Source organism: Arthrobacter sp. 7Tela_A1, from assembly GCF_049311065.1.
Taxonomy (GTDB): Bacteria; Actinomycetota; Actinomycetes; order Actinomycetales; family Micrococcaceae; genus Arthrobacter_B.
In genome coordinates this window covers 39,650-59,626 of record NZ_JAXIOO010000012.1, presented here as the reverse complement: position 1 = coordinate 59,626, position 19,977 = coordinate 39,650, and the positions used below count along the sequence as shown (strand labels likewise).

Annotated in this window: 19 protein-coding genes; 16 read left to right on the top strand and 3 right to left on the bottom strand. The window is 65.3% G+C overall.

The genetic code is table 11. The features are described from left to right. The first annotated feature begins 7 nt into the window (after window positions 1-7). From lysA to TVB01_RS07320, 8 genes are all read left to right on the top strand, one after another. Window positions 8-1,429 carry a diaminopimelate decarboxylase gene (gene lysA, locus TVB01_RS07355; protein ID WP_422455258.1) on the top strand — a complete coding sequence of 474 codons (1,422 nt, stop codon included), beginning with the start codon at window positions 8-10 and terminating at the stop codon, window positions 1,427-1,429. 23 nt (window positions 1,430-1,452) lie between these two features. Continuing rightward, on the top strand, window positions 1,453-2,751 hold the full coding sequence (locus TVB01_RS07350) for a homoserine dehydrogenase (protein WP_422455257.1): 1,299 nt from the start codon (window positions 1,453-1,455) through the stop codon (window positions 2,749-2,751). Window positions 2,752-2,755: 4 nt separating this feature from the next. Continuing rightward, window positions 2,756-3,880, top strand: coding sequence for a threonine synthase (gene thrC, locus TVB01_RS07345; protein WP_422455256.1), 1,125 nt, complete (start codon window positions 2,756-2,758; stop codon window positions 3,878-3,880). A 14-nt stretch (window positions 3,881-3,894) separates the two neighbouring features. After that, a complete protein-coding gene (gene thrB / locus TVB01_RS07340; protein ID WP_422455255.1) occupies window positions 3,895-4,866 on the top strand; it encodes a homoserine kinase in 972 nt (323 codons plus the stop codon). Window positions 4,867-5,312: 446 nt separating this feature from the next. Further along, the gene (rho, locus tag TVB01_RS07335; RefSeq protein WP_422455254.1) at window positions 5,313-7,493 is read left to right on the top strand and encodes a transcription termination factor Rho; all 2,181 of its coding nucleotides are present in this window, start codon (window positions 5,313-5,315) and stop codon (window positions 7,491-7,493) included. 181 nt (window positions 7,494-7,674) lie between these two features. Next, window positions 7,675-8,754, top strand: coding sequence for a peptide chain release factor 1 (prfA, locus tag TVB01_RS07330; protein ID WP_422455253.1), 1,080 nt, complete (start codon window positions 7,675-7,677; stop codon window positions 8,752-8,754). Next, window positions 8,714-9,616, top strand: coding sequence for a peptide chain release factor N(5)-glutamine methyltransferase (gene prmC, locus TVB01_RS07325; RefSeq protein WP_422455252.1), 903 nt, complete (start codon window positions 8,714-8,716; stop codon window positions 9,614-9,616). The genes prfA and prmC overlap by 41 nt, the downstream gene beginning before the upstream one ends. Before the next feature lie 31 nt (window positions 9,617-9,647). Next, window positions 9,648-10,367, top strand: a complete 720-nt coding sequence (locus TVB01_RS07320; RefSeq protein WP_422455251.1) for an L-threonylcarbamoyladenylate synthase — start codon at window positions 9,648-9,650, stop codon at window positions 10,365-10,367. Here the strand turns inward: TVB01_RS07320 and TVB01_RS07315 are convergent. Genes TVB01_RS07315 through TVB01_RS07305 form a run of 3 tightly spaced genes read right to left on the bottom strand, consistent with a single transcriptional unit; the run spans window position 10,364 to window position 13,271 of the window. After that, window positions 10,364-11,356 (bottom strand): NAD-dependent epimerase/dehydratase family protein, encoded by a 993-nt coding sequence (locus TVB01_RS07315; protein ID WP_422455250.1) that lies wholly within the window; start codon window positions 11,354-11,356, stop codon window positions 10,364-10,366. The genes TVB01_RS07320 and TVB01_RS07315 overlap by 4 nt on opposite strands. A gap of 12 nt (window positions 11,357-11,368) precedes the next feature. Further along, window positions 11,369-12,370, bottom strand: a complete 1,002-nt coding sequence (locus TVB01_RS07310; protein WP_422455249.1) for a glycosyltransferase — start codon at window positions 12,368-12,370, stop codon at window positions 11,369-11,371. A gap of 1 nt (window position 12,371) precedes the next feature. Next, complete coding sequence (locus TVB01_RS07305; protein ID WP_422455248.1) at window positions 12,372-13,271, bottom strand: glycosyltransferase; 900 nt, start codon at window positions 13,269-13,271, stop codon at window positions 12,372-12,374. Between the two features lie 179 nt (window positions 13,272-13,450). Between TVB01_RS07305 and TVB01_RS07300 the strand changes: the two genes are divergently transcribed. The 8 genes from TVB01_RS07300 to TVB01_RS07265 all read left to right on the top strand — a co-directional run bounded on the left by TVB01_RS07300 (window position 13,451) and on the right by TVB01_RS07265 (window position 19,884). Further along, window positions 13,451-15,388: a polysaccharide biosynthesis protein gene (locus TVB01_RS07300; protein WP_422455247.1), complete on the top strand. Its 1,938-nt coding sequence runs from the start codon at window positions 13,451-13,453 to the stop codon at window positions 15,386-15,388. After that, window positions 15,388-16,392, top strand: coding sequence for a UDP-phosphate glycosyltransferase (locus TVB01_RS07295; protein WP_422455246.1), 1,005 nt, complete (start codon window positions 15,388-15,390; stop codon window positions 16,390-16,392). Before TVB01_RS07300 ends, TVB01_RS07295 begins: the two co-directional genes overlap by 1 nt. Window positions 16,393-16,526: 134 nt before the next feature. Further along, on the top strand, window positions 16,527-17,006 hold the full coding sequence (locus tag TVB01_RS07290) for a hypothetical protein (protein ID WP_422455245.1): 480 nt from the start codon (window positions 16,527-16,529) through the stop codon (window positions 17,004-17,006). Window position 17,007: 1 nt separating this feature from the next. After that, window positions 17,008-17,286, top strand: coding sequence for a hypothetical protein (locus TVB01_RS07285; protein ID WP_422455244.1), 279 nt, complete (start codon window positions 17,008-17,010; stop codon window positions 17,284-17,286). Between the two features lie 94 nt (window positions 17,287-17,380). Then, the gene (gene atpB / locus TVB01_RS07280) at window positions 17,381-18,187 is read left to right on the top strand and encodes a F0F1 ATP synthase subunit A (RefSeq protein WP_422455243.1); all 807 of its coding nucleotides are present in this window, start codon (window positions 17,381-17,383) and stop codon (window positions 18,185-18,187) included. 69 nt (window positions 18,188-18,256) lie between these two features. Further along, window positions 18,257-18,472, top strand: a complete 216-nt coding sequence (gene atpE / locus TVB01_RS07275) for an ATP synthase F0 subunit C (protein ID WP_422455242.1) — start codon at window positions 18,257-18,259, stop codon at window positions 18,470-18,472. A 45-nt stretch (window positions 18,473-18,517) separates the two neighbouring features. Continuing rightward, window positions 18,518-19,069 carry a F0F1 ATP synthase subunit B gene (locus tag TVB01_RS07270; protein ID WP_227894643.1) on the top strand — a complete coding sequence of 184 codons (552 nt, stop codon included), beginning with the start codon at window positions 18,518-18,520 and terminating at the stop codon, window positions 19,067-19,069. Continuing rightward, a complete protein-coding gene (locus TVB01_RS07265) occupies window positions 19,069-19,884 on the top strand; it encodes a F0F1 ATP synthase subunit delta (RefSeq protein WP_422455241.1) in 816 nt (271 codons plus the stop codon). Before TVB01_RS07270 ends, TVB01_RS07265 begins: the two co-directional genes overlap by 1 nt. Window positions 19,885-19,977 lie beyond the last annotated feature (93 nt).

The window sequence follows — 19,977 nt, the reverse complement described above, 5'->3', positions numbered from 1 at the left end:
ACCGGCCATGACCATTTCACCGCTGGCCCCTGCCTGGCTGAGCTGCCCGGAAGACCCCAACAAACTGCACGAGCCCATGTGGGCCCGGGATGTCCGCCGCAGCGAAGACGGCGAACTGGAAATCTCCGGGATCCCGGTGTCCGCGCTGGCCGACGAGTTCGGCACACCGCTGTTCGTCGTGTCCGAGGCGGATTTCCGGGCACGGGCCCGGGACTTCAAGGATTCCTTCGACGCAGCGTTCGCTGAACTGTGCGGGGGAGTGGACGTCTACTACGCGGGCAAGTCCTTCCTCTGCACCGAGATCGCCCGCTGGGTTGCGGACGAGGGCCTGCGGCTGGACACCTGCTCCGGCGGCGAACTGGCGGTGGCCGCACGCGCCGGCATTCCGGGCGCAAACCTGGGACTCCACGGCAACAACAAGTCCGACGCCGAACTGAACCGTGCCCTGGACATGGATCTGGGCCGGATCGTGGTGGATTCCCTGCCGGAACTGCACCGGCTGGGTGCCCTCGCGCAGGACCGCGGCGTCCGCGCCAACGTCATGCTGCGGCTGACCCCCGGGGTCCACGCCCACACGCACGAGTTCATCGCCACGGCCCATGAAGACCAGAAGTTCGGCCTGTCCATGGCCGCCGATCCGGAAACCGGGACCTCGCCCGCTGCCGACGCCGTCGCGCAGGCACTGGAGAATCCCGGTATCCGCCTGCTGGGCCTGCACAGCCACATCGGCTCGCAGATCTTCGACCCCGCCGGCTTTGAGCTGGCAGCGCGCCGCCTGCTTGACTTCATGGCGGAGGTCAAGGCGGCCCACGGCGTTGAGCTTCCGGAACTTGACCTGGGCGGCGGCTACGGCATCGCCTACACCGAAGCTGACACCCCGCGGCCCGCTGCCGAGATCGCGCAGGCGATGGCCGGCGTCGTGGGTTCCACCTGCGCGGAGCTTGGCTTGTCGGTTCCGCGGATTTCGATTGAGCCCGGGCGCGCGATCGTTGGGCCGACAACATTCACGCTGTACCGTGCCGGCACCATCAAGACGGTCCGGGTGGATACTGAAGACGGCGGCACTGCTGCCCGGCGGTACATCTCGGTGGACGGCGGGATGAGCGACAACGCCCGTCCGGTGCTCTACGACGCGGACTACTCCGCGGTGCTCGCGTCCCGCTCCTCGGAACATGACGCGGTTATGTCGCGCGTAGTTGGTAAACACTGCGAGAGCGGGGACATAGTAGTGAGGGATGTTTATCTGCCCTCGGACGTGGACCACGGCGACCTGCTGGCCGTTCCGGGCACGGGCGCCTACTGCTGGGCGCTGTCGAGCAACTACAACTACATTGCCCGCCCGCCCGTCGTCGCTGTCCGGGACGGAGCCGCACGGCTCATTATCCGCGGTGAAACCGAAGAAGACCTGCTGGCGCGGGATATGTCATGACCGGTATAGGAGAAGGCACAGCAATGAAGACCCTGAAAGTGGCCCTGTTGGGATGCGGCAACGTGGGATCCCAGGTGGCCCGGATCCTCATTGACGACGCCGCCGACCTCACCGCGCGGACGGGTGCCCGGCTGGAACTGGCCGGAATCGCCGTCCGCAACCCGGACGCTCCGCGTGACGTTGAGCTTCCCCGGGAGCTGTTCACCACCGACGCCGAGGCACTGGTGGAATCAGCGGACATCGTCATTGAACTGATGGGCGGGCTGGAGCCTGCCCGCACCCTGATCCTGCACGCTATCGGCCATGGCGCCTCGGTTGTCACCGGCAACAAGGCACTGCTGGCTGCCGACGGCGCTGCGCTGTATGAGAAGGCAGATGCCGCAGGTGTCCGGCTGGCCTACGAAGCCGCCGTTGCCGGCGCCATCCCGATCCTGGGCCCGATCCGCGACAGCCTCTCCGGCGACCGGATCACCCGCGTGCTCGGCATCGTCAACGGCACCACCAACTACATCCTCGACGCCATGGACAGCACCGGTGCGCAGTTTGCCGACGCCCTGGCCGAGGCACAGCGGCTGGGCTATGCCGAAGCCGATCCCACTGCCGATGTCGAAGGCCATGACGCCGCGGCCAAGGGCGCGATCCTGGCCTCCCTCGCCTTCCACACCACCTTCGAAATGGCCAACGTCTCCTGCGAAGGCATCACCGGTGTCACCGCTGAAGACATCGCCGCGGCCAAGGATGCCGGTTTTGTCATTAAGCTGCTGGCCATTGCCGAGAAGCTCGAGGCCGACGGCACCGAAGGCGTCAGCGTACGGGTACATCCCACGCTGCTGCCGCGCACGCATCCGCTGGCTGCCGTCCACGGCGCCTTCAACGCTGTCTTCGTTGAGGCCGAGAACGCCGGTGAACTGATGTTCTACGGCCAGGGTGCCGGCGGTACCCCCACCGCATCGGCCGTCATGGGCGACGTCGTCACCGTTGCGCGCCGCCTCGCCCTGGGCGGCCACATGGGAGTAGAAGCTGCATCCGGCCATTTCCCGGCTCTGCCGAAGGAACTGGTCACCACGAGCTACAGCATCGGCCTGGACGTCGCAGACGCTCCCGGCGTGCTGTCCGCCGTCGCGCAGGTCTTTGCTGACCACGGCGTGTCCATCGAAACCATGCGGCAGAAGAGCCACAGCGATGCAGCCAATGCGTCGGCTGAACTGCGCTTCGTCACCCACCGCGCACCCGAGGCCGCCCTCGCGGCCACCGTCGAGGCCATCAAGGGCCTGGACGTCATCAATTCCGTCACATCCGTCCTGCGGGTAGAAGGGGTCTAGAACCGTGGCTCATCAATGGCGCGGCGTTATCCGCGAATACGCCGACCGTCTGCCGGTAACCGAGAACACCGAAGTCATCACCCTCGGTGAAGGCGGTACACCGCTTGTCCACGCCAAGGCCCTGTCGGAACTGACCGGCAACGAGGTCTACCTCAAGGTCGAAGGCATGAACCCCACCGGCTCCTTCAAGGACCGCGGCATGACCATGGCCATGACCGCCGCCGTCGAAGCCGGTGCCAAGGCCGTGGTCTGTGCTTCCACCGGCAACACCAGTGCCTCTGCGGCTGCCTACGCCACCCAGGCGGGACTCACCTGCGCCGTGCTGGTGCCGGACGGCAAGATCTCGATGGGCAAGCTCAGCCAGGCCATCGCCCACGGTGCCGAGCTGCTGCAGGTCAACGGTAACTTTGACAACTGCCTTGAAGTGGCCCGGAAGCTGGCGGAGGCCTATCCGGTCTTCCTGGTCAACTCCGTGAACCCGGCCCGCATCGAAGGCCAGAAGACGGCCTCCTTCGAGGTAGTTGACTACCTCGGGGACGCTCCGGACTACCACCTGCTGCCCGTCGGAAACGCCGGCAACATCACCGCGTACTGGCGCGGCTACCGGGAATACGCGCAGCCGTGGACGAACAATGCAGGTGTGGAGCTTGCGCCCGTTGCCACCAAGACTCCGGTGATGTGGGGCTTCCAGGCCGAGGGCGCCTCCCCGCTGGTCAAGGGCCACCCGGTCACGGACCCGGACACGATCGCCACCGCCATCCGGATCGGCAACCCCGCGTCCTGGGACCAGGCGATTGCGGCCCGCGACGAATCCGGCGGCCTGATTGAAGCCGTTACGGATACCGAAATCCTTGAGGCCCACCGCTGGCTTTCCTCCCGCGAGGGCGTCTTCGTGGAACCTGCCTCCGCCGCCGGCGTGGCAGGCCTGCTCAAGAAGCACGCCGCGGGCGAAGCTCCGACGGGCAAGAAGATCGTCATTACGGTCACGGGCCACGGCCTGAAGGACCCGCAGTGGGCCCTGCGCACCGCCGACGGATCCGACGTCGAACCGACCAAGGTGGACTTCGACGTCGTCAGCGTTGCCGCTGCCCTGGGCCTCGAAGAGGCCGCCCCGTCTGCGGGCCGCTAGCAAAGGGTATGCACGTGGAGCTCACGACACCGGGCAGCGTTCCGGCGGTGCAGGTTGCCCCGGACCAGGACATCACCGTCCGCGTGCCCGCAACCAGTGCCAACCTCGGCCCGGGCTTTGACTCCCTGGGCATGGCGGTCGGCCTGTTCGACACCGTGCGGATCCGGACGAACGGCTCAGGCCGCGTCCGGGTCACGGTGCAGGGTGAAGGAGCCGCAGTGCTCCCGACGGACGAAACGCACCTCATTGCCCGCACGATCATTGAGACTGTGCACAATGCCGGCTACGCGGCGGGCGGATTCGACCTGGAGTGCGAGAACGTCATCCCGCATGGCCGCGGCCTGGGTTCCTCCGCGTCGGCAATAGTTTCCGGTGTGCTGGCGGGCAATGCCCTGCTGCCGGCAGATGCCCAGCTGGATCCTGCCGGACTCCTGCACTCCTGCTCCGCCCTCGAAGGCCACCCAGACAATGTGGCGCCCGCCCTCAGCGGCGGCCTGGCCGTCTCCTGGGAAGAGGAGGGCCGGTTCCGTTCCGTGCGCACTGAAGTCCACCCCGACATCATTCCCGTGGTGGCCATCCCGGCAACCGAGCTGTCCACGGAGAGCGCGCGGGGCCTGTTGCCCGCCAGCGTTCCGCATCGGGATGCCGCAGCGAATTCCGGCCGGGCGGCCCTGCTGATGCTGGCCATGACGGCAGACCCGTCGCTGCTGCCGGAGGCTACCGAAGATTTCCTGCACCAGTCCTACCGTGCAGCGGCCATGCAGCCGAGTGCCGCCCTGGTCGGCGCCCTGCGGAAAGCAGGGTTTGCGGCCGTCGTCTCCGGTGCAGGTCCGACGGTGCTGACGCTGGCGGCGGGAGCAGGCCAGGCCGCCGAGGCCGAAGCGTTTATTTCGGAGCACACAGCCGCACAAAACGGGCAGAATTGGCGCGTCCTGCGGCTTCGCGTTGACCGAGATGGTGCTACAGTGGAACTGCACCAGCGGTAATTACCGATTCGTGTTTTTCGTGTATAACCGTATTTGTGCTTCCACCGGCAAGGTCGTCCGTTTCTGTGGACCACCGAGGCTAGCTCCGCAACCGGATTGTTGACTGTAGTGCACAGGTATCAGCCCAGATGCTGCCAAAGCGCGCTTCATTCATAACGATTCAGGCGGCAGGGTAACGTCGGCCCGCGGAAACGCAATCATCGGTGTAGCCTTCCGGAGACTGCCAAGAAACGGTCAGTCGCTCGATCATCTGATCCTCGCGTTTTTCGTCAGCGCCGCTGCCGTAACTCCCGTGGACTCTCCAGCAAGGCACCAGCAGATTCACCGTTGCCGGGACTGGTCCCGCAACAGGTGAACCCTGAACCGCAAATATCCTTTTCGGTTCCAGGGCCATTCAACGCGGCCGGCATTGCGCCGGACCGCCCGACGAGGGGGAAGGATCCTTCGTGACAGATACCACCGACCTGACTGCAGGTGTGGACTCATCAGCATCCGCCGGTTCCAACGGTGAAACAACTTCCAAGAGCTCCGGGCTCGCCGGCCTGAAGCTTGCACAGCTGCAGGCACTGGCCGGACAACTGGGCATCACCGGAGGGTCCCGCATGCGCAAGGGCGATCTCGTGACCGCCATTTCGAACCACCAGCGCGGCGGCGCCGTAGCGGACCGTCCGGTCCGCGGATCCAAGTCCGAAGCGCCGCAGACGGATAAGGCGGGCGCAGACCGCCCTGTCAAGGACGCCGGAAACGGCGATTCCGCTCCGGCAGCAAAGGCCGAGGCCACGGACGGCGAGCAGCCGGCCGAGCGTCCGGCACGCACCCGCAACCGCAACCGCCGGGCAGCGAGCGACGGCGTCGTAACGCCCGCCGCCGGCGAGGCAACGGAAGCAGCCCAGCCCGAAGCGTCCGCACCGGTGCAGGAAACCCGTGAAGAAGGCCAGCGCGAGCGTGGCCGCAACCGCCGCAACCGCCGCAACGACGGCGAGGGCAGCGCCGAAGACGCAGCAGCCCCAGGCGCCGGCCAGGAAAATGCCGGCCAGGAAAACGGTGGCCAGGACAACGGCGGACAGGACAAGGCTGACTCCGGCGAGGACCGCTCAGAGCGCCAGGGCCGCAGCCGCAACCGCGGTGACCGGAACGAGAACCGCGGTGACCGCGGTGACCGGAACGAGAACCGCGCAGAGCGCGGTGACCGGAACGAAAACCGCGGCGAGCGCGGTGACCGGAACGAGAACCGCGCAGAGCGCGAGAACAACCGGAACGACCGCAGCGACAACCGCGGCGACCGCAACGACAACCGCGACTCCGACGGCGACGACAACAGCCGCAGCGGACGTAACCGCCGCAACCGCAACCGGAACGACCGCAACGACCGCAACGAGCGCAACGACCGGAATGACCGGTTCCGTGACCGCAACGAGCGCCGCCGCAACCGCGACCGGAACCCTGACGTGGACGACGTCGAAGTTACCGAAGATGACGTCCTGCTGCCCGTTGCAGGCATCCTGGATGTGCTGGAGAACTACGCGTTCGTCCGCACCTCCGGCTACCTCCCGGGCCCGAACGATGTCTACGTTTCCCTGGCACAGGTCAAGAAGTACAACCTGCGCAAGGGCGATGCCGTCGTTGGCGCCATCCGTGCCCCGCGTGACGGCGAGAACCAGGGCAACACTGCCCGCCAGAAGTTCAACGCACTGGTCCGCCTGACCTCCGTCAACGGCAAGCCGGCCGAGGACAACAAGGACCGCGTCGAATTCAACAAGCTGGTTCCGCTCTACCCCTCCGAGCGCCTGCGCCTGGAGACCTCGCCCAAGGTGATCGGCCCCCGCGTCATTGACCTGGTGGCTCCGATCGGCAAGGGCCAGCGCGGCCTGATCGTGTCCCCGCCCAAGGCCGGCAAGACGCTGATCCTGCAGGCGATTGCCAACGCAATCTCCATCAACAACCCCGAAGTGCACCTGATGATGGTCCTCGTGGACGAACGTCCCGAAGAGGTCACCGACATGCAGCGCACGGTCAAGGGCGAAGTCATTGCCTCGACCTTCGACCGTCCTGCCGATGACCACACCACGGTTGCTGAACTCGCCATCGAGCGGGCCAAGCGCCTCGTGGAAATGGGCAACGACGTCGTCGTCCTCCTGGACTCCATGACCCGCCTGGGCCGTGCCTACAACCTGGCCGCTCCGGCGTCGGGCCGTATCCTCTCCGGCGGTGTCGACTCTTCGGCACTGTACCCGCCGAAGCGCTTCTTCGGTGCAGCCCGCAACATCGAAAACGGCGGATCGCTGACCATCCTGGCCACCGCGCTCGTCGAGACCGGATCCAAGATGGACGAGGTCATCTTCGAAGAGTTCAAGGGTACCGGCAACATGGAACTGCGCCTTTCCCGCAACCTTGCGGACAAGCGCATCTTCCCCGCCGTTGACGTCAACGCCTCCGGCACCCGGCGCGAAGAGAACCTGCTTTCCGCTGAAGAGGTCAAGATCATGTGGCGCCTGCGCCGCGTTCTCTCCGGCCTCGACACCCAGCAGGCACTGGAACTGCTCACCGGCAAGATCAAGGAAACGCAGTCCAACGTCGAGTTCCTGATGCAGGTGCAGAAGACCACCCTGGGCAGCAAGAACGATTAGCTGCCTGACCCGGCCGCTCATGCCCCCGTCCTTTGAAAAGGACCGGGGGCCTGGGCGGCTTGGCAGTTAAGGGCTCGCCGGTTAACCGGCAGCTGCCCGCCCGGGCGAGAATGGTTCTAAGACAGCAACGGGATCCGCGTTTTCAGGCAGACCCCACGGTGCGAAGAAGGAATGGAAAACAATGTTTGAGTCCATACAGGGACTGCTGGATGAGCACGCTGAACTCCAGATGCGGCTCTCGGATCCCGCCGTGCACGCAGATCAGGGACTGGCACGCCGCCTGGGCAGGCGCTATGCGGAACTGAGCCGGATTGTGGACGCGTACAATACCTGGCACGGGCTGGAAGACGACCTCGCAGCCGCGCAGGAAATGGCCGGCGAGGACCCTGAATTCGCCGCCGAGGTTCCCGTCCTGAAGAACCAGCTGGCCGAGGCACAGGAGAAGCTGCGCCGCCTGCTGATTCCCCGTGACCCCAATGACGGCCGCGACGTCATCATTGAGGTCAAGGGCGGCGAAGGCGGCGACGAAGCCGCGCTCTTCGCCGGCGACCTGCTGCGCATGTACACGCGCTACGCGGAAACCCGCGGCTGGCGCACCGAGATCATCTCCGCCACCGAGTCGGACCTGGGCGGCTACAAGGACGTTTCCATGGCCATCAAGGGTTCCTCCAATGACCCGGCTGAGGGCGTCTACGCCCGCCTGAAGTACGAAGGCGGCGTGCACCGTGTCCAGCGCGTTCCGGTCACCGAATCCCAGGGCCGGATCCACACCTCTGCTGCCGGCGTGCTGGTGCTGCCGGAAGTGGACGAGCCCGAAGAAGTCGAGATCAACCAGAACGACCTGAAGATCGACGTTTACCGCTCCTCCGGTCCGGGCGGCCAGTCCGTCAACACCACCGACTCCGCCGTGCGGATCACCCACCTGCCAACCGGCATTGTGGTGGCCATGCAGAACGAGAAGTCCCAGCTGCAGAACCGTGAAGCGGCGATGCGCGTGCTGCGCTCCCGCATCCTGGCTCACGAGCAGGAGAAGATCGACGCCGCGAACTCGGACATCCGCAAGTCCCAGATCCGCACCATGGACCGCTCAGAGCGCATCCGCACGTACAACTACCCGGAAAACCGGATCGTTGACCACCGCACCGGCTACAAGGCCTACAACCTCGACACCGTCATGAACGGTGACCTGGAAGCCGTTGTCCAGGCTGCCATCGAAATGGATGAGCAGGCCCGCCTGGACGCCATCGGCGACGAAGCCTAGGACCACCGTGCCCGCTCCTTCACTGGACCAGGCGCTGCGCGCGGCGGCGGCGGAGCTGTCCGCCGCCGGCGTGCCCACCCCGCGCGTGGACGCTGAACTCCTGGCCGCGCATCTGCTCGGAGAGAGCCTGGGACGTGTCCGGGCCCTGGCTTACACGGACGCTCCGGCACCCGCCGGCTATGCCGAGCTGGTGGCCGAGCGTGCGCAGCGCATTCCGCTCCAGCACCTCACCGGCAAGGCGTACTTCCGGCGTCTGGAACTGGCCGTTGGCCCGGGCGTTTTCGTCCCGCGCCCGGAGACGGAGACGGTTGCCCAGCTGGCCATCGACCAGGCACTGCTGGTTTCCGGCGGAGCCAAAGTGGCGGACCTGGGAACCGGTTCCGGGGCCATAGCCGGTTCCGTGGCGGCGGAGGTCCCCGGGTCAGCGGTGTACGCCGTCGAGCTGAGTCCGCTGGCGCTGGCCTGGGCGCGCAAGAACCTCGAACCGCTGGGTGTCACAGTGCTTGAAGGAGACCTTCGAACGGCGCTGGCCGGACACGACGGGACGTTCGACGTCGTCGCCTCCAACCCGCCCTACATTCCCGCCGGTGCCGTCCCGAACGAGCCGGAGGCGGCCGAGCATGACCCGGCAATGGCACTCTACGGCGGGGGAGAGGACGGGCTGGAACTGCCTGCTGCTGCAGCGAAGACCGCCGCACGGCTTTTGCGTCCCGGCGGATACTTCGTCATGGAACACGCGGAAGTCCAGGCGGAAGTTATCGCAGCCCGCCTCACCTCGGACCCGGCGTGGGAAGACGTTACCTCCCACCGGGACCTCAATGACCGCCCGCGAGCCACCTCCGCCGTAAGGACAGCCCGCTGACCAACCGGCCGCATCATGAAAGAATAGTTCCGTGACCACCAGCTTTGATTGTTCAGACCCCGAAGGCCGGAGCGCCGGACTGGCACGCGCCCAGCAGGCCATAGCCGCCAAGCAGTGCATCGTCCTGCCCACGGACACCGTGTACGGTATCGGCGCAGACGCGTTCTCGCCGCAGGCGGTGGCAACTCTTCTGGCGGCCAAGGGCCGCGGCCGTTCCATGCCGCCGCCCGTGCTGGTTCCCCGCCTGCAGACCATGGACGGCCTGGCCGTGGACGTCAGCACCGAGGCCCGGGCCCTGGCTGAAGCGTTCTGGCCCGGCGGCCTGACCCTGATCTTCCACGCGCAGCCCTCCCTCACCTGGGACCTTGGCGACACCAAGGGAACAGTGGCACTGCGGATGCCCGACGACGAAGTGGCCCTGGACCTGCTGGCACTGACCGGGCCCATGGCGGTGTCTTCGGCGAACCGCACCGGAGCGCCCGCTGCCCAGACCGCGGCCGAGGCACAGGCACAGCTGGCCGAATCCGTCGAAGTCTACCTGGAAGCCGGTCCGCGTCCGCAGGAAGGCAGCGAAGGCATTCCGTCCACCATTGTTGATGCCACGGCCTCGCCGCTGCGGATAGTGCGCGCCGGTGCCATCAGCGTGGAGGAACTGCGCGCCGTCGTACCTTCGGTGCTGGATCTGGGCGAGGAACCCGCCCCCGAAGTTTCGGATGCCGGCCCCGAAGCTGAAGTAACCAGCCCGGCCTAGCGGGCCGGGTCCATCCGCTGCCGGGCGGTCCGGGCCTGGGTCAGCACCTGCACCACCTGCGGCGCGGGAACTTTCCCGGCGGCCTCAGCCCACCCCGGCTCCTGGCGCTGGCCAAACCACATCATCTCCAGCCGCCGCAGCGGGCCGTGGAACCGCTCCCGCAGGAGAGCCGAGACGGCGTAGCCGGCCTTGAGGGATGCCTTGCAGAACCATCGCGGCAGGCGTTTCGGCTCCCGGCCTCCGGCGGCACGAAGTACATCGGCAACCGTTGCGCCCTCCCAGGGCTGCAGGACGACCGGAGGCACTTCGCCGTCATACGAGGCGACGGCGGCGGTGAATTCAGTGAGCGCGTGGACTGAACTGACCGGAGTGGGTGCTTCCCCGCGGCCAGCTACCGAGGCCAGGGGAGTGGCAGCCACACGCACCAGTGTCAGCGTTGTCTGCCGCTCGGGTCCCTGCACCGATGTCGCACGGATGGTCACGACGCTGCAGTCTTTCTGAGACCGGGCGGCGAGGGCATCTTCACCGAGGGCCTTTGAGCGCGAGTAGGCGGAGAACGGCTGCACGTAGCTGCTTTCGTCAAGGAAAGCCCTGTGTCCCTGGACAGCCGCACTGCTCAGGTGGACAAAGCGGCGGACTCCTGCGGCGTCGGCCGCATCGGCAACCAGCACCGGAAGGAGTGCGTTCGCGCCGCGCAGCGCCGGTGAATCGGCACCGGAGGGGGTCGCCAGTCCGGCTGCATTGATGACGACGTCGGCGCCGGCCAGTGCACCTGCCAGGTCCAGGCGCTCGTTCTCGAGCCTGGTTGCTTCGGCCAGGATGCCGGCGGCGTCCGTGGACACGGCCGTGAGCCGCGGCGCCTTGACGTAGCGCACGGTGATTCCCCGCGCTGTCAGGGCGGACTGCAGGGCGGAGCCAATGAATCCGCTGGCCCCGAGGACAGCCCAAACAGGTTCGGAGGCAGGATCGGTGAGGGAGTCCGGGTTCAACGTGTTGGTGTCCTAGATCGCGGGTTGGTTGGGAGCGGCAGCGCCGCCGGACGCAGTCCCGGCCGGGAACGGTGCCATGGGCTGCCAGGTTCGATCGCGCAGAATGGTCCGTGATTCGCGCCATCCGCGCCATAACGTGCCCGCTCCTCGCAACCGGCGCTCGACGGCGAGCAGGCGGAGGATTTCCTTGGCTGCCGTCAGCGCGGTCCCGGCAGCAAACCCCGCCCGGTTGAACCTGCCATGGGCACGGAGGTAGCCGGCCGTATGGCCGCGGTTGCGCATGGCGCAGAAGCGGCTGAGGTCGCTTGAATCGTTGAGGTGCCGGATGCCCAGGTCGATCTGCTTTTGCGGACGGACCTTCTGCAGGACAAAATCATTGACGTAGACGACCTTGTGGCTGAGCGAGGCGAGCCAGCCGTAGATTTCGTCGTCGCCGTTAATGAAGAAGCGCGGATCCGGCAGGCCGATGGTCCGGACAACTCCGGCGCGGACCAGCATTCCCTCGAAGCAACCCACGTTCGTCGCAAAGACCGGACTGTTCCGGAAGACGTTTCCACGCACCGGAACGTGCACGCCCAGGAAGGGCAGGAAGCGGTGCTGCCAGAAGAACGGCCTGCCCGCCTCATCCAGCCGGCGGCCGTGGATGCAGTCGTACTCTTCTGTCCATTTGGACAGCGCTGAAACCGCTCCCGGAAGTACCACGACGTCGTCGTCCATGAGCCACAGCCACTGCGCGCCCAGCTCCATGGCCCGGTTGATCCCCGCAGCGAAACCGCCGGAACCTCCGGTGTTCTCCGCGAGGGTCACTACGGTCAGCGGGACCGGGAAACCGGGCTGCAGCTCAGTCAGGACGTCAGCGGTGCTGTCCGTGCTGGCATTGTCGACGACAACCACGGAACGCGGTGCCGGATCCAGGGATGCCACGGACGTGAGCAGGCCGCGGAGATAATCGGAGCGGTTGAAGGTCACAATGACCAGCGCCAGGTCCTCGATGCCGGGAGGGGAACCGGGCATGCTAGAAGCCTTGGTCCGAAGGAGGGCCAAACATGTTGCCGCGTACACCGCCGGCATAGGCACGGAGCCAGGCCCGGAATCCGCGCAGGTCGCGGGTGCGCGCAAAGTGAACCGGGTACCCGACGGCGTCTGCCGCCAGCGACCGGAGCCGCTTGTGCTTGAGCGTCAGGTGACCGCGGTTGCGGAAGAAATAGAAACGCTTGAATTCGGTGTCCGGCACGAGCACGTGCAGGCGACCGCCCAGGATTTCCTGTACTTCGGACCAGGCCGCCGGGTGGCTGAGCGCCACCGAGGTCAGCGTGCCGAACGGGATGCCGGCCTTGCGCAGGCGGATCATGAAGTCCGTCTCGTCGCCGCGGATGAACAGGCGCAGGTCCGGCAGTCCGACGCGGAAGAACACATCGCGGCGGATGAGTGCTCCGTTGAAGAAATGCCCGACGCCCGGCAGGAATCCGGCCTTGGCAACCTCCGCGCGGTCATGGGTCAGGCGGCCGTCGATCCGGAAGTGGAAGGACAGCGTGTCAGGCTGTCCGGGCGCCACCACCAGCGGCAGGATGACGTCGAGACCGCGCTCGTTGGCGGCGTCGAGCAGGGCCTGCAGGCATTCGGGATCCTCTGGATGGGCGTCGTCGTCCATGATCCAGATCCAGTCCGCACCGGAGGCCATGGCGGTGAGGATGGCAAGGGAGAATCCGCCTGCCCCGCCGAGGTTGGTTTCGGAGCGCACATAGGTGACATTGGCCGCAGAAGACTCGGCGATATCCTGTACCGGGCTTTTCCCGGAGTCCACCAGGGCGACCGAAGCCACCGGAGCCGTCTGCGCCGCGAGTGCCCCCAAAAGGGTCTTGACGTCATCGGGGCGGTCGAACGTCACCGCAGCAACGGCCACTGATTCCGGCAAGGTGTTCCTTTCAAGGCTCCGTCCGCAGCCACAGGCGTTGCCGGACGGAGATGGGACATGCAGTTAGTATGCTGAATAGATTCCAAGTCTATTACACGCCGAATCAACGTCCTTTCGTGTCTGCGGCACGGGGGACCCAGGAACCGAGACACGAACCGGGCGCAAACCCGTTGAGGACTATGAACGATTCAAGCAGGGACACAACCACCCCGGCCCGTGACGAGAAGCCCGCTCTCTGGCTCTGGTCGCAATACGTGCTGGATTCGCTGGCCTGGGTGGTGGCCATCGTCCTGGCGCTGGTCCTGCGCTACGAGCTGACTGTGGACCAGATCAGTTTCGGCGGCCTGGCAGTGTTCTGCGGCGTCGCCGTGGTGACGCAGCTGATCGTCGGATACTCCTTTGCCCTGTACAGGGGCCGCTACAGCTTCGGCAGTTTCCATGAAATGCGGCTGCTCGCCGTCGTCACCATCGTGGTCTCCGCCATCCTGGTGCTTGTCAGCGTCCTCTTTGGCCTGGCGATCGACATTCCCCGCAGCACGGGCGTCCTGGCGTTCCCGTTCGCCTGCCTCTTCATGGCAGCCATCCGCTACCTCAAGCGCATGTACGTCGAAAGCAAGGTGCGCCCGGGCGACGAAGCCCAGCGCACCCTGATTTACGGTGCCGGCTTCCTCGGCAATTCGCTGGTCACCCGGATGATGAACGATCCGGATTCCCCGTACTTCCCGGTGGGCCTGGTCGATGACGATCCCGCCAAGAAACACCTGCGGCTGGGCACAGTGCCGGTCATGGGCAAGCTCGCCGACCTGAAGGACCTGGTGCAGCGGACCAGGGCCACGGTGCTGATCATTGCAATCGCCGACGTCGATGCCGCCCAGGTGCGCCAGGTTACCGACAGTGCCGAGGGCCTGGATCTGCGGGTCATGGTCCTGCCGCCCCTGCGCGACATGCTGGCCAAGGGTTCGGGAGCAGGCCTGACGGACTTCCGCGAGGTCGCCGTTGAAGACCTGATCGGCCGCCGTCCGGTGGACATTCACGTTGATGAAGTAGCCGGTTACCTCACCGGCAAGAAGGTACTGGTCACCGGAGCGGGCGGCTCAATCGGTTCGGAACTCTGCCGGCAGATCACCGCGTTCGCCCCCGCAGAGCTGATCATGGTGGACCGGGACGAGACCGGCCTGCAGCTTACCCAGCTCTCGATCACCGGCCAGGGCCTGCTGAACGGCCGGGACACCGTGCTGGCGGATATCCGCGATGCCCGGGCACTGGACGAGATCTTCGACCAGCGCCGCCCCGACGTCGTTTTCCACGCGGCCGCGCTCAAGCACGTTTCACTGCTGGAGCAGTATCCGCTCGAGGCCTGGAAGACGAACGTGCTGGGCACCGCCAACGTGCTCCGTTCAGCGCACAAGGCGGGCGTAAGCCACTTCGTGAACATCTCCACGGACAAGGCAGCCAACCCAACCACGGTCCTGGGCCATTCCAAGCGGGTCGCGGAAAAGCTCACGGCTTGGATGGCCGGGCACAGCGGGCGCCGGTTCGTCTCTGTGCGCTTCGGCAACGTGATCGGCAGCCGCGGATCCATGCTGCCGCTCTTCACCGAGCAGATCCGCCAGGGCGGGCCCGTCACGGTCACCGACCCGGAAGTCACCCGGTTCTTTATGACCATCCCCGAAGCCTGCCAGCTGGTTATCCAGGCCGGCGCGATCGGCCGCGGGGGAGAGGTGCTCATCCTGGACATGGGCGAGCCTGTCAAGATCCTCGATGTTGCACAGCGGATGATCGCGATGTCCGGCAAGGACATCGAGATTGTCTTCACCGGCCTGCGCAAGGGCGAAAAGCTGCACGAGATCCTGGTCGGCACCGGGGAGGATGATTCCCGTCCGCTGCATCCAAAGATCTCTCACACCTCGGTGGCCGTCCTCGCTCCGGAAGATCTCAACGCCGAAGACTGGCTGCGCCGCTGCGGATTCGGTCCGGGGGAGTCCCCGGTGGCTGCGGACGGTGCCGGTGCACCGGCGGCCGCTATCTTCCCCCTCCCGGATACTGCCGCCCTGCGGCTGCAGGATCTTTCGGAAGGATCCGGGGCCGCCGGCCGCGAGGATCGGCGGACCGGCTGATGGCTCTGGCCGTACCCGTCGCTGTTTCCTTCCTGGCCAGCCTGCTGCTGCCGTTTGCCTTCATCCCGCTGCTCCGCCGCCTCGGCGTGGTGGACGTGCCCAATGAACGGTCCTCACACACCAAGGCAGTGATCCGCGGAGTCGGCGCCACGATTGCAGCCGGCGTCCTGCTTGGCCTCGGAACCGCGCTGCTGACGGGCTATGTTGCCGTCGACCGTTCCCTGGTGCTGATCCTCATCGGCGTCGTTGCCTCCGCCTCGCTGCTGGGCTGGGTCGAGGACTTCCGGGGCCTGTCCATCAAGACGCGCTTCACCGGGCAGCTGCTGATCGGCGCCGCGGCAACTGCTGCCCTGGCGGCAACGCTCGGGCAAAGCTACTGGTGGGTGCCCGCGGGAATGCTGGTCATCGCCGGCTACATCAACGTCGCAAATTTCATGGACGGCGTGAACGGCATCTCGGGCCTGCACGGAATGGCGGTGGGTATCCTGTACGCGGCCAGCGGAGCCCTGTCCGGGCAGGTCTGGCTCATCGCGGCGGGTGCCGTCATCGCCGCGGCCTTTGCGGCGTTCCTGCCCTGGAACCTCGGGCGTGGTTCAGTGTTCATGGGCGACGTCGGCAGCTACCTTCTCGGCGCTTCCATCGCCGGTACCGCTGTCGCCGCCCTGCTGGCCGGAGTGTACGTTGAGTACCTGCTCTTCCCGATCCTGATCTACCTCCTGGACACCTTCACCACCCTGATGCGCCGGATCCGGCGGGGTGAACGCTGGTATGCGGCCCACCGCCAGCATGTGTACCAGCGGCTGACCGATGCGGGCCTGAGCCACGTCCAGTCAGCGTCATTCGTTACTGCCTGCACTGTCCTCGTTGGGGCAACAGCCCTGGTGACGGGTGGCTCCGGCTGGGGGACCACTGCCGCCGGAACTGTCTTCGTGGCGGCTGTCGCTGCCCTGTACCTGGCGTCCCCCAAGCTGGTGGCTGCCATACGCGGCCGCACCAGTGCGTGACAACCGGCCGGCGCCGAAACGCACGTGTCACGACGCAGTTCTATGTACTGTAGAATTCAAACGTCGCTAAGAACGGTGACGCGTCATGCGCACCTGTTCCACCTTTCCCCCAGCACAAGGATGATCCTGCAGCCATGAGCCAAGCCAAAGGCGCACGCGGTATGCGGATCAGTGCTTCCGGGCCGGCAAACGCTCCCTGGTTAAGCATCCTCGCGACGTCGGTTCTGTGGACCGCAGTTCCAGCCGCTGCTGCGGCCGGTGCAGCCCTGATGGGCCCCGGAGCCAGCGGTGCCGCCAGCGTGGGCGCCGGCTGGGCCCTGATTGTCCTCTTCTTTGGAATCAGCCTGCTGGTCGGCCACGCGGTTGGACGGAAGAACCCCTCCGGCGCGATTGGAATGTTCGCAGTCACCTATGCCGTCAAAGTCGTCGGCTTCGCGGTGGCCCTGTGGGCGGTCGGGGTGCCCGAGTGGCTCGAGCGGCCGTGGTTCGCCTTCGCTGCCATGGGCACGGTGGTGATCTGGCAGATTGCGGAGATCCGCTCTTTCTCCCGGACCCGCCAGCTTATTTTTTCCGACGCGCCTGCCGGCGCAGACAATTCCCTGAAAGGAGCCTGAGGTGGCAGCTAAATCGAAGAAGAAAGCGTCCGGCCAGGTTCCAGCAGCATTTGAAGCACCGCTCAGCAAGCGCCGTGCGATCCTCCAATATGTCCTGTCCGGAATCATTGCCCTTGGTTTGATAGGGTGGGGGCTGGACAGTCTTCTGGAGACCCGCTGGATTCTATTTGCAGGTATTGCCCTGGGCGGGCTGAGCGGTTATTACGTAGCTGCCGCCCACGGGCTCACTTCCACTAAGCCGAAACCGCCCACGGGTGGAGAACGGCCGGATGAGGGTTAGACGAAGCCATGTCACACAACTTAGTAAACGGATGCATGCCACATGCCCCCGCCAATGAAATGCCCAACGATGGACAAAGCAGAGAGGAAACGCGTTGATCGCGCTTGCGCTTCCCGCCGCCAATGAAGAGGGGTTTGTTGCACCAACCCTCGATGAAATGCACCTCCCTGAGATCCTTCCCTGGGGTGCCGAGTACGGCGAGGGCTTTGGAAAGCAGATGCTGCTTATCCTCCTGTCCGTTGCCCTGATCAGCTGGTTCTTTATTGCTGCCGCGAAGAAGCGTCAGCTTGTTCCGGGACGCCTGCAGTTCCTGGGCGAGTTCAGCTACAACCTGGTCCGCAATTCGATCGGCCGCGACATCATCGGTGAGAAGGACTTCCGTCCCTTTGTTCCGCTGCTGTTCTCCCTCTTCTTCTTCATCCTGATCAACAACCTGTGGGGCAGCATTCCGCTGGCACAGCTGCCGACCACCTCACACGTGGGTACCGCCTATGCGCTGGCAGCGATCGTGTACTTCACCTGGATCATCCTGGGCATCAAGAGGCACGGCATTAAGTACTTCAAGTACGCCACCGTTCCTTCCGGCGTCCCGATCGCCATCCTGCCGCTGGTCGTCCTGATCGAAATCATCTCGACCTTCCTGGTCCGCCCCATCACGCACAGCCTCCGTCTTTTCGCGACGATGCTCTCCGGCCACCTGATCATCATGCTGGCTGCCTCGGGCACCGAGTTCCTGCTGCTGGAGGCCGAAGGCCTGCTGAAGCCGCTGGGCGCGCTGACCCTTGTTGGCGGCGTCGCAATGTTCTTGTTCGAAGTTTTGATCCAGTGCCTGCAGGCTTATGTCTTCACGCTGCTGACTGCGATCTACATCCAAGGCTCAGTAGCAGCCGCGGAGCACTAAACCTCCCCTCGCGGGGAACCCCCTGAACCAAACAACCTGCCTTCGGGCATCTTGAAAGGAATAACCAAAATGACTGGTGAAATCGACGGCTCCCTGAACCTCATCGGCTACGGCCTCTCCGCTATCGGCGGCGCAATCGGTGTTGGTCTGGTCTTCGCTGCTTACATCAACGGCGTTGCACGCCAGCCGGAAGCACAGCGCGTGCTTCAGCCGATCGCCTTCCTGGGCCTGGCCCTGACCGAAGCCCTCGCCATCCTTGGTCTGGTTTTCGCGTTCGTTCTCTAACTTCAGCGCGTATTTCCCACACCAAGTAGATAGGACGGATGAGAAATGAACGAGGCACTTATCCTCGCCGCCGCAGAAGGCGCTAATCCTCTGATCCCAAACATCTGGGAGATCCTGGTAACACTGCTTGGCTTCGCCGTGCTGATGTTCATCGTCGTCAAGTTCGTCGTCCCGATGTTCGAGAAGACGTATGCAGAGCGTACCGAGGCCATCGAAGGCGGACTTGCCAAGGCCGAGGCTGCACAGGCGGAAGCCAGTGCTGCCCTGGACGAGTACAAGCAGCAGCTGATTGACGCACGCACCGAAGCCAACCGGATCCGTGAGGAAGCGCGCTCTGAAGGCGCTCAGATTCTCGCCGACCTGAAGGCCAAGGCTGCTGCCGAGTCAGCACGCATCATGGAACAGTCCCAGGTTGCCATCGAGGCGGAGCGCCAGGCAGCAGTTGTCTCGCTCCGCAGCGAAGTCGGCACGCTGGCTACCGAGCTGGCATCAAAGATCGTTGGAGAGTCACTCTCCGACGATGCACGCTCGGCACGCGTAGTGGACCGTTTCCTGGATGAGCTGGAATCATCGCAGAACGCAGGTGCGGTTCAGTAATGGCAGGTATATCGAGCGAGTCTCTGGCAGCAGCCCAGGGTCAGCTGGAAGCTCGTCTTCCCACAGCTAACCTTGGCCTGGCAGAGGAACTCTTTGGAATTCTGGGCCTGCTGGACGGCCAGACCGGCCTGCTGCGGGCCCTGACGGATCCGGCTCGTGATGGCCATGAGAAGGCAGCCCTGGTCTCCAAACTGGTTGGCGGCAAGGTTTCGGCCGACGCCGAACAGATTGTTGCTTCTTTGGTTGATTCCCGCTGGCGCGCACCGCGCGACCTCGGGGATGCTCTGGAAACCCTGGCTGCAACGGTTGTCTCCGCGGTCGCGGAAAACAAGGGTCCCGGTACTGCCGGCCTTGAGGAACTTGAGGGCGACCTCTTCCGTTTCAACCAGACCGTGGCATCCAACCATGATGTGCAGCGTGCGCTGTCCAACCCGCGGGCAACCGCGGAGGCACGGGCAGAACTTGCACTGAAGCTGGTACCCGGCGCGTCCGACGCGGCCAAGGTACTGATCCGGCAGGCTGTCACGGCTCCGCGCGGACTCCGCCCCACTGCCCTTGTGACCCGGTTCCTGGAACTGGTCGCCGGACGGCAGCAGCGGTGGATCGCCGAAGTAGTGACCAGCCGTCCGCTGACGGAAGAGCAGTTTGCCCGGCTGCAGGCATCTTTGAACAGCCTGTACGGCCGTGAACTGAAGATCAACGCAGCCGTTGATCCCTCGATCGTCGGTGGTATCCGGGTTACGGTGGGCGATGAAGTCGTCGATTCCACCGTGGTGACCCGTATGTCGGAACTGCGCCGGAAGCTCGCCGTTTAGCCACCATCTGGCTGAAGCGGGCCAAGAGAAACATTAGAACCAATCGAAGGTCATCGGCACGAAGCGATGATCACAACATAGGAGAGCAGGGAC

Coding starts and splice junctions, on each gene's coding strand:
- prfA (WP_422455253.1), top strand. CDS start 7,675: ATGTTTGAGTCCATACAGGGACTGCTGGATGAGCACGCTGAACTCCAG.
- prmC (WP_422455252.1), top strand. CDS start 8,714: ATGAGCAGGCCCGCCTGGACGCCATCGGCGACGAAGCCTAGGACCACC.
- TVB01_RS07270 (WP_227894643.1), top strand. CDS start 18,518: ATGAACGAGGCACTTATCCTCGCCGCCGCAGAAGGCGCTAATCCTCTG.
- TVB01_RS07310 (WP_422455249.1), bottom strand. CDS start 12,370: ATGCCCGGTTCCCCTCCCGGCATCGAGGACCTGGCGCTGGTCATTGTG.
- lysA (WP_422455258.1), top strand. CDS start 8: ATGACCATTTCACCGCTGGCCCCTGCCTGGCTGAGCTGCCCGGAAGAC.
- TVB01_RS07290 (WP_422455245.1), top strand. CDS start 16,527: ATGAGCCAAGCCAAAGGCGCACGCGGTATGCGGATCAGTGCTTCCGGG.
- atpE (WP_422455242.1), top strand. CDS start 18,257: ATGACTGGTGAAATCGACGGCTCCCTGAACCTCATCGGCTACGGCCTC.
- TVB01_RS07295 (WP_422455246.1), top strand. CDS start 15,388: ATGGCTCTGGCCGTACCCGTCGCTGTTTCCTTCCTGGCCAGCCTGCTG.
- TVB01_RS07265 (WP_422455241.1), top strand. CDS start 19,069: ATGGCAGGTATATCGAGCGAGTCTCTGGCAGCAGCCCAGGGTCAGCTG.
- TVB01_RS07350 (WP_422455257.1), top strand. CDS start 1,453: ATGAAGACCCTGAAAGTGGCCCTGTTGGGATGCGGCAACGTGGGATCC.
- TVB01_RS07300 (WP_422455247.1), top strand. CDS start 13,451: ATGAACGATTCAAGCAGGGACACAACCACCCCGGCCCGTGACGAGAAG.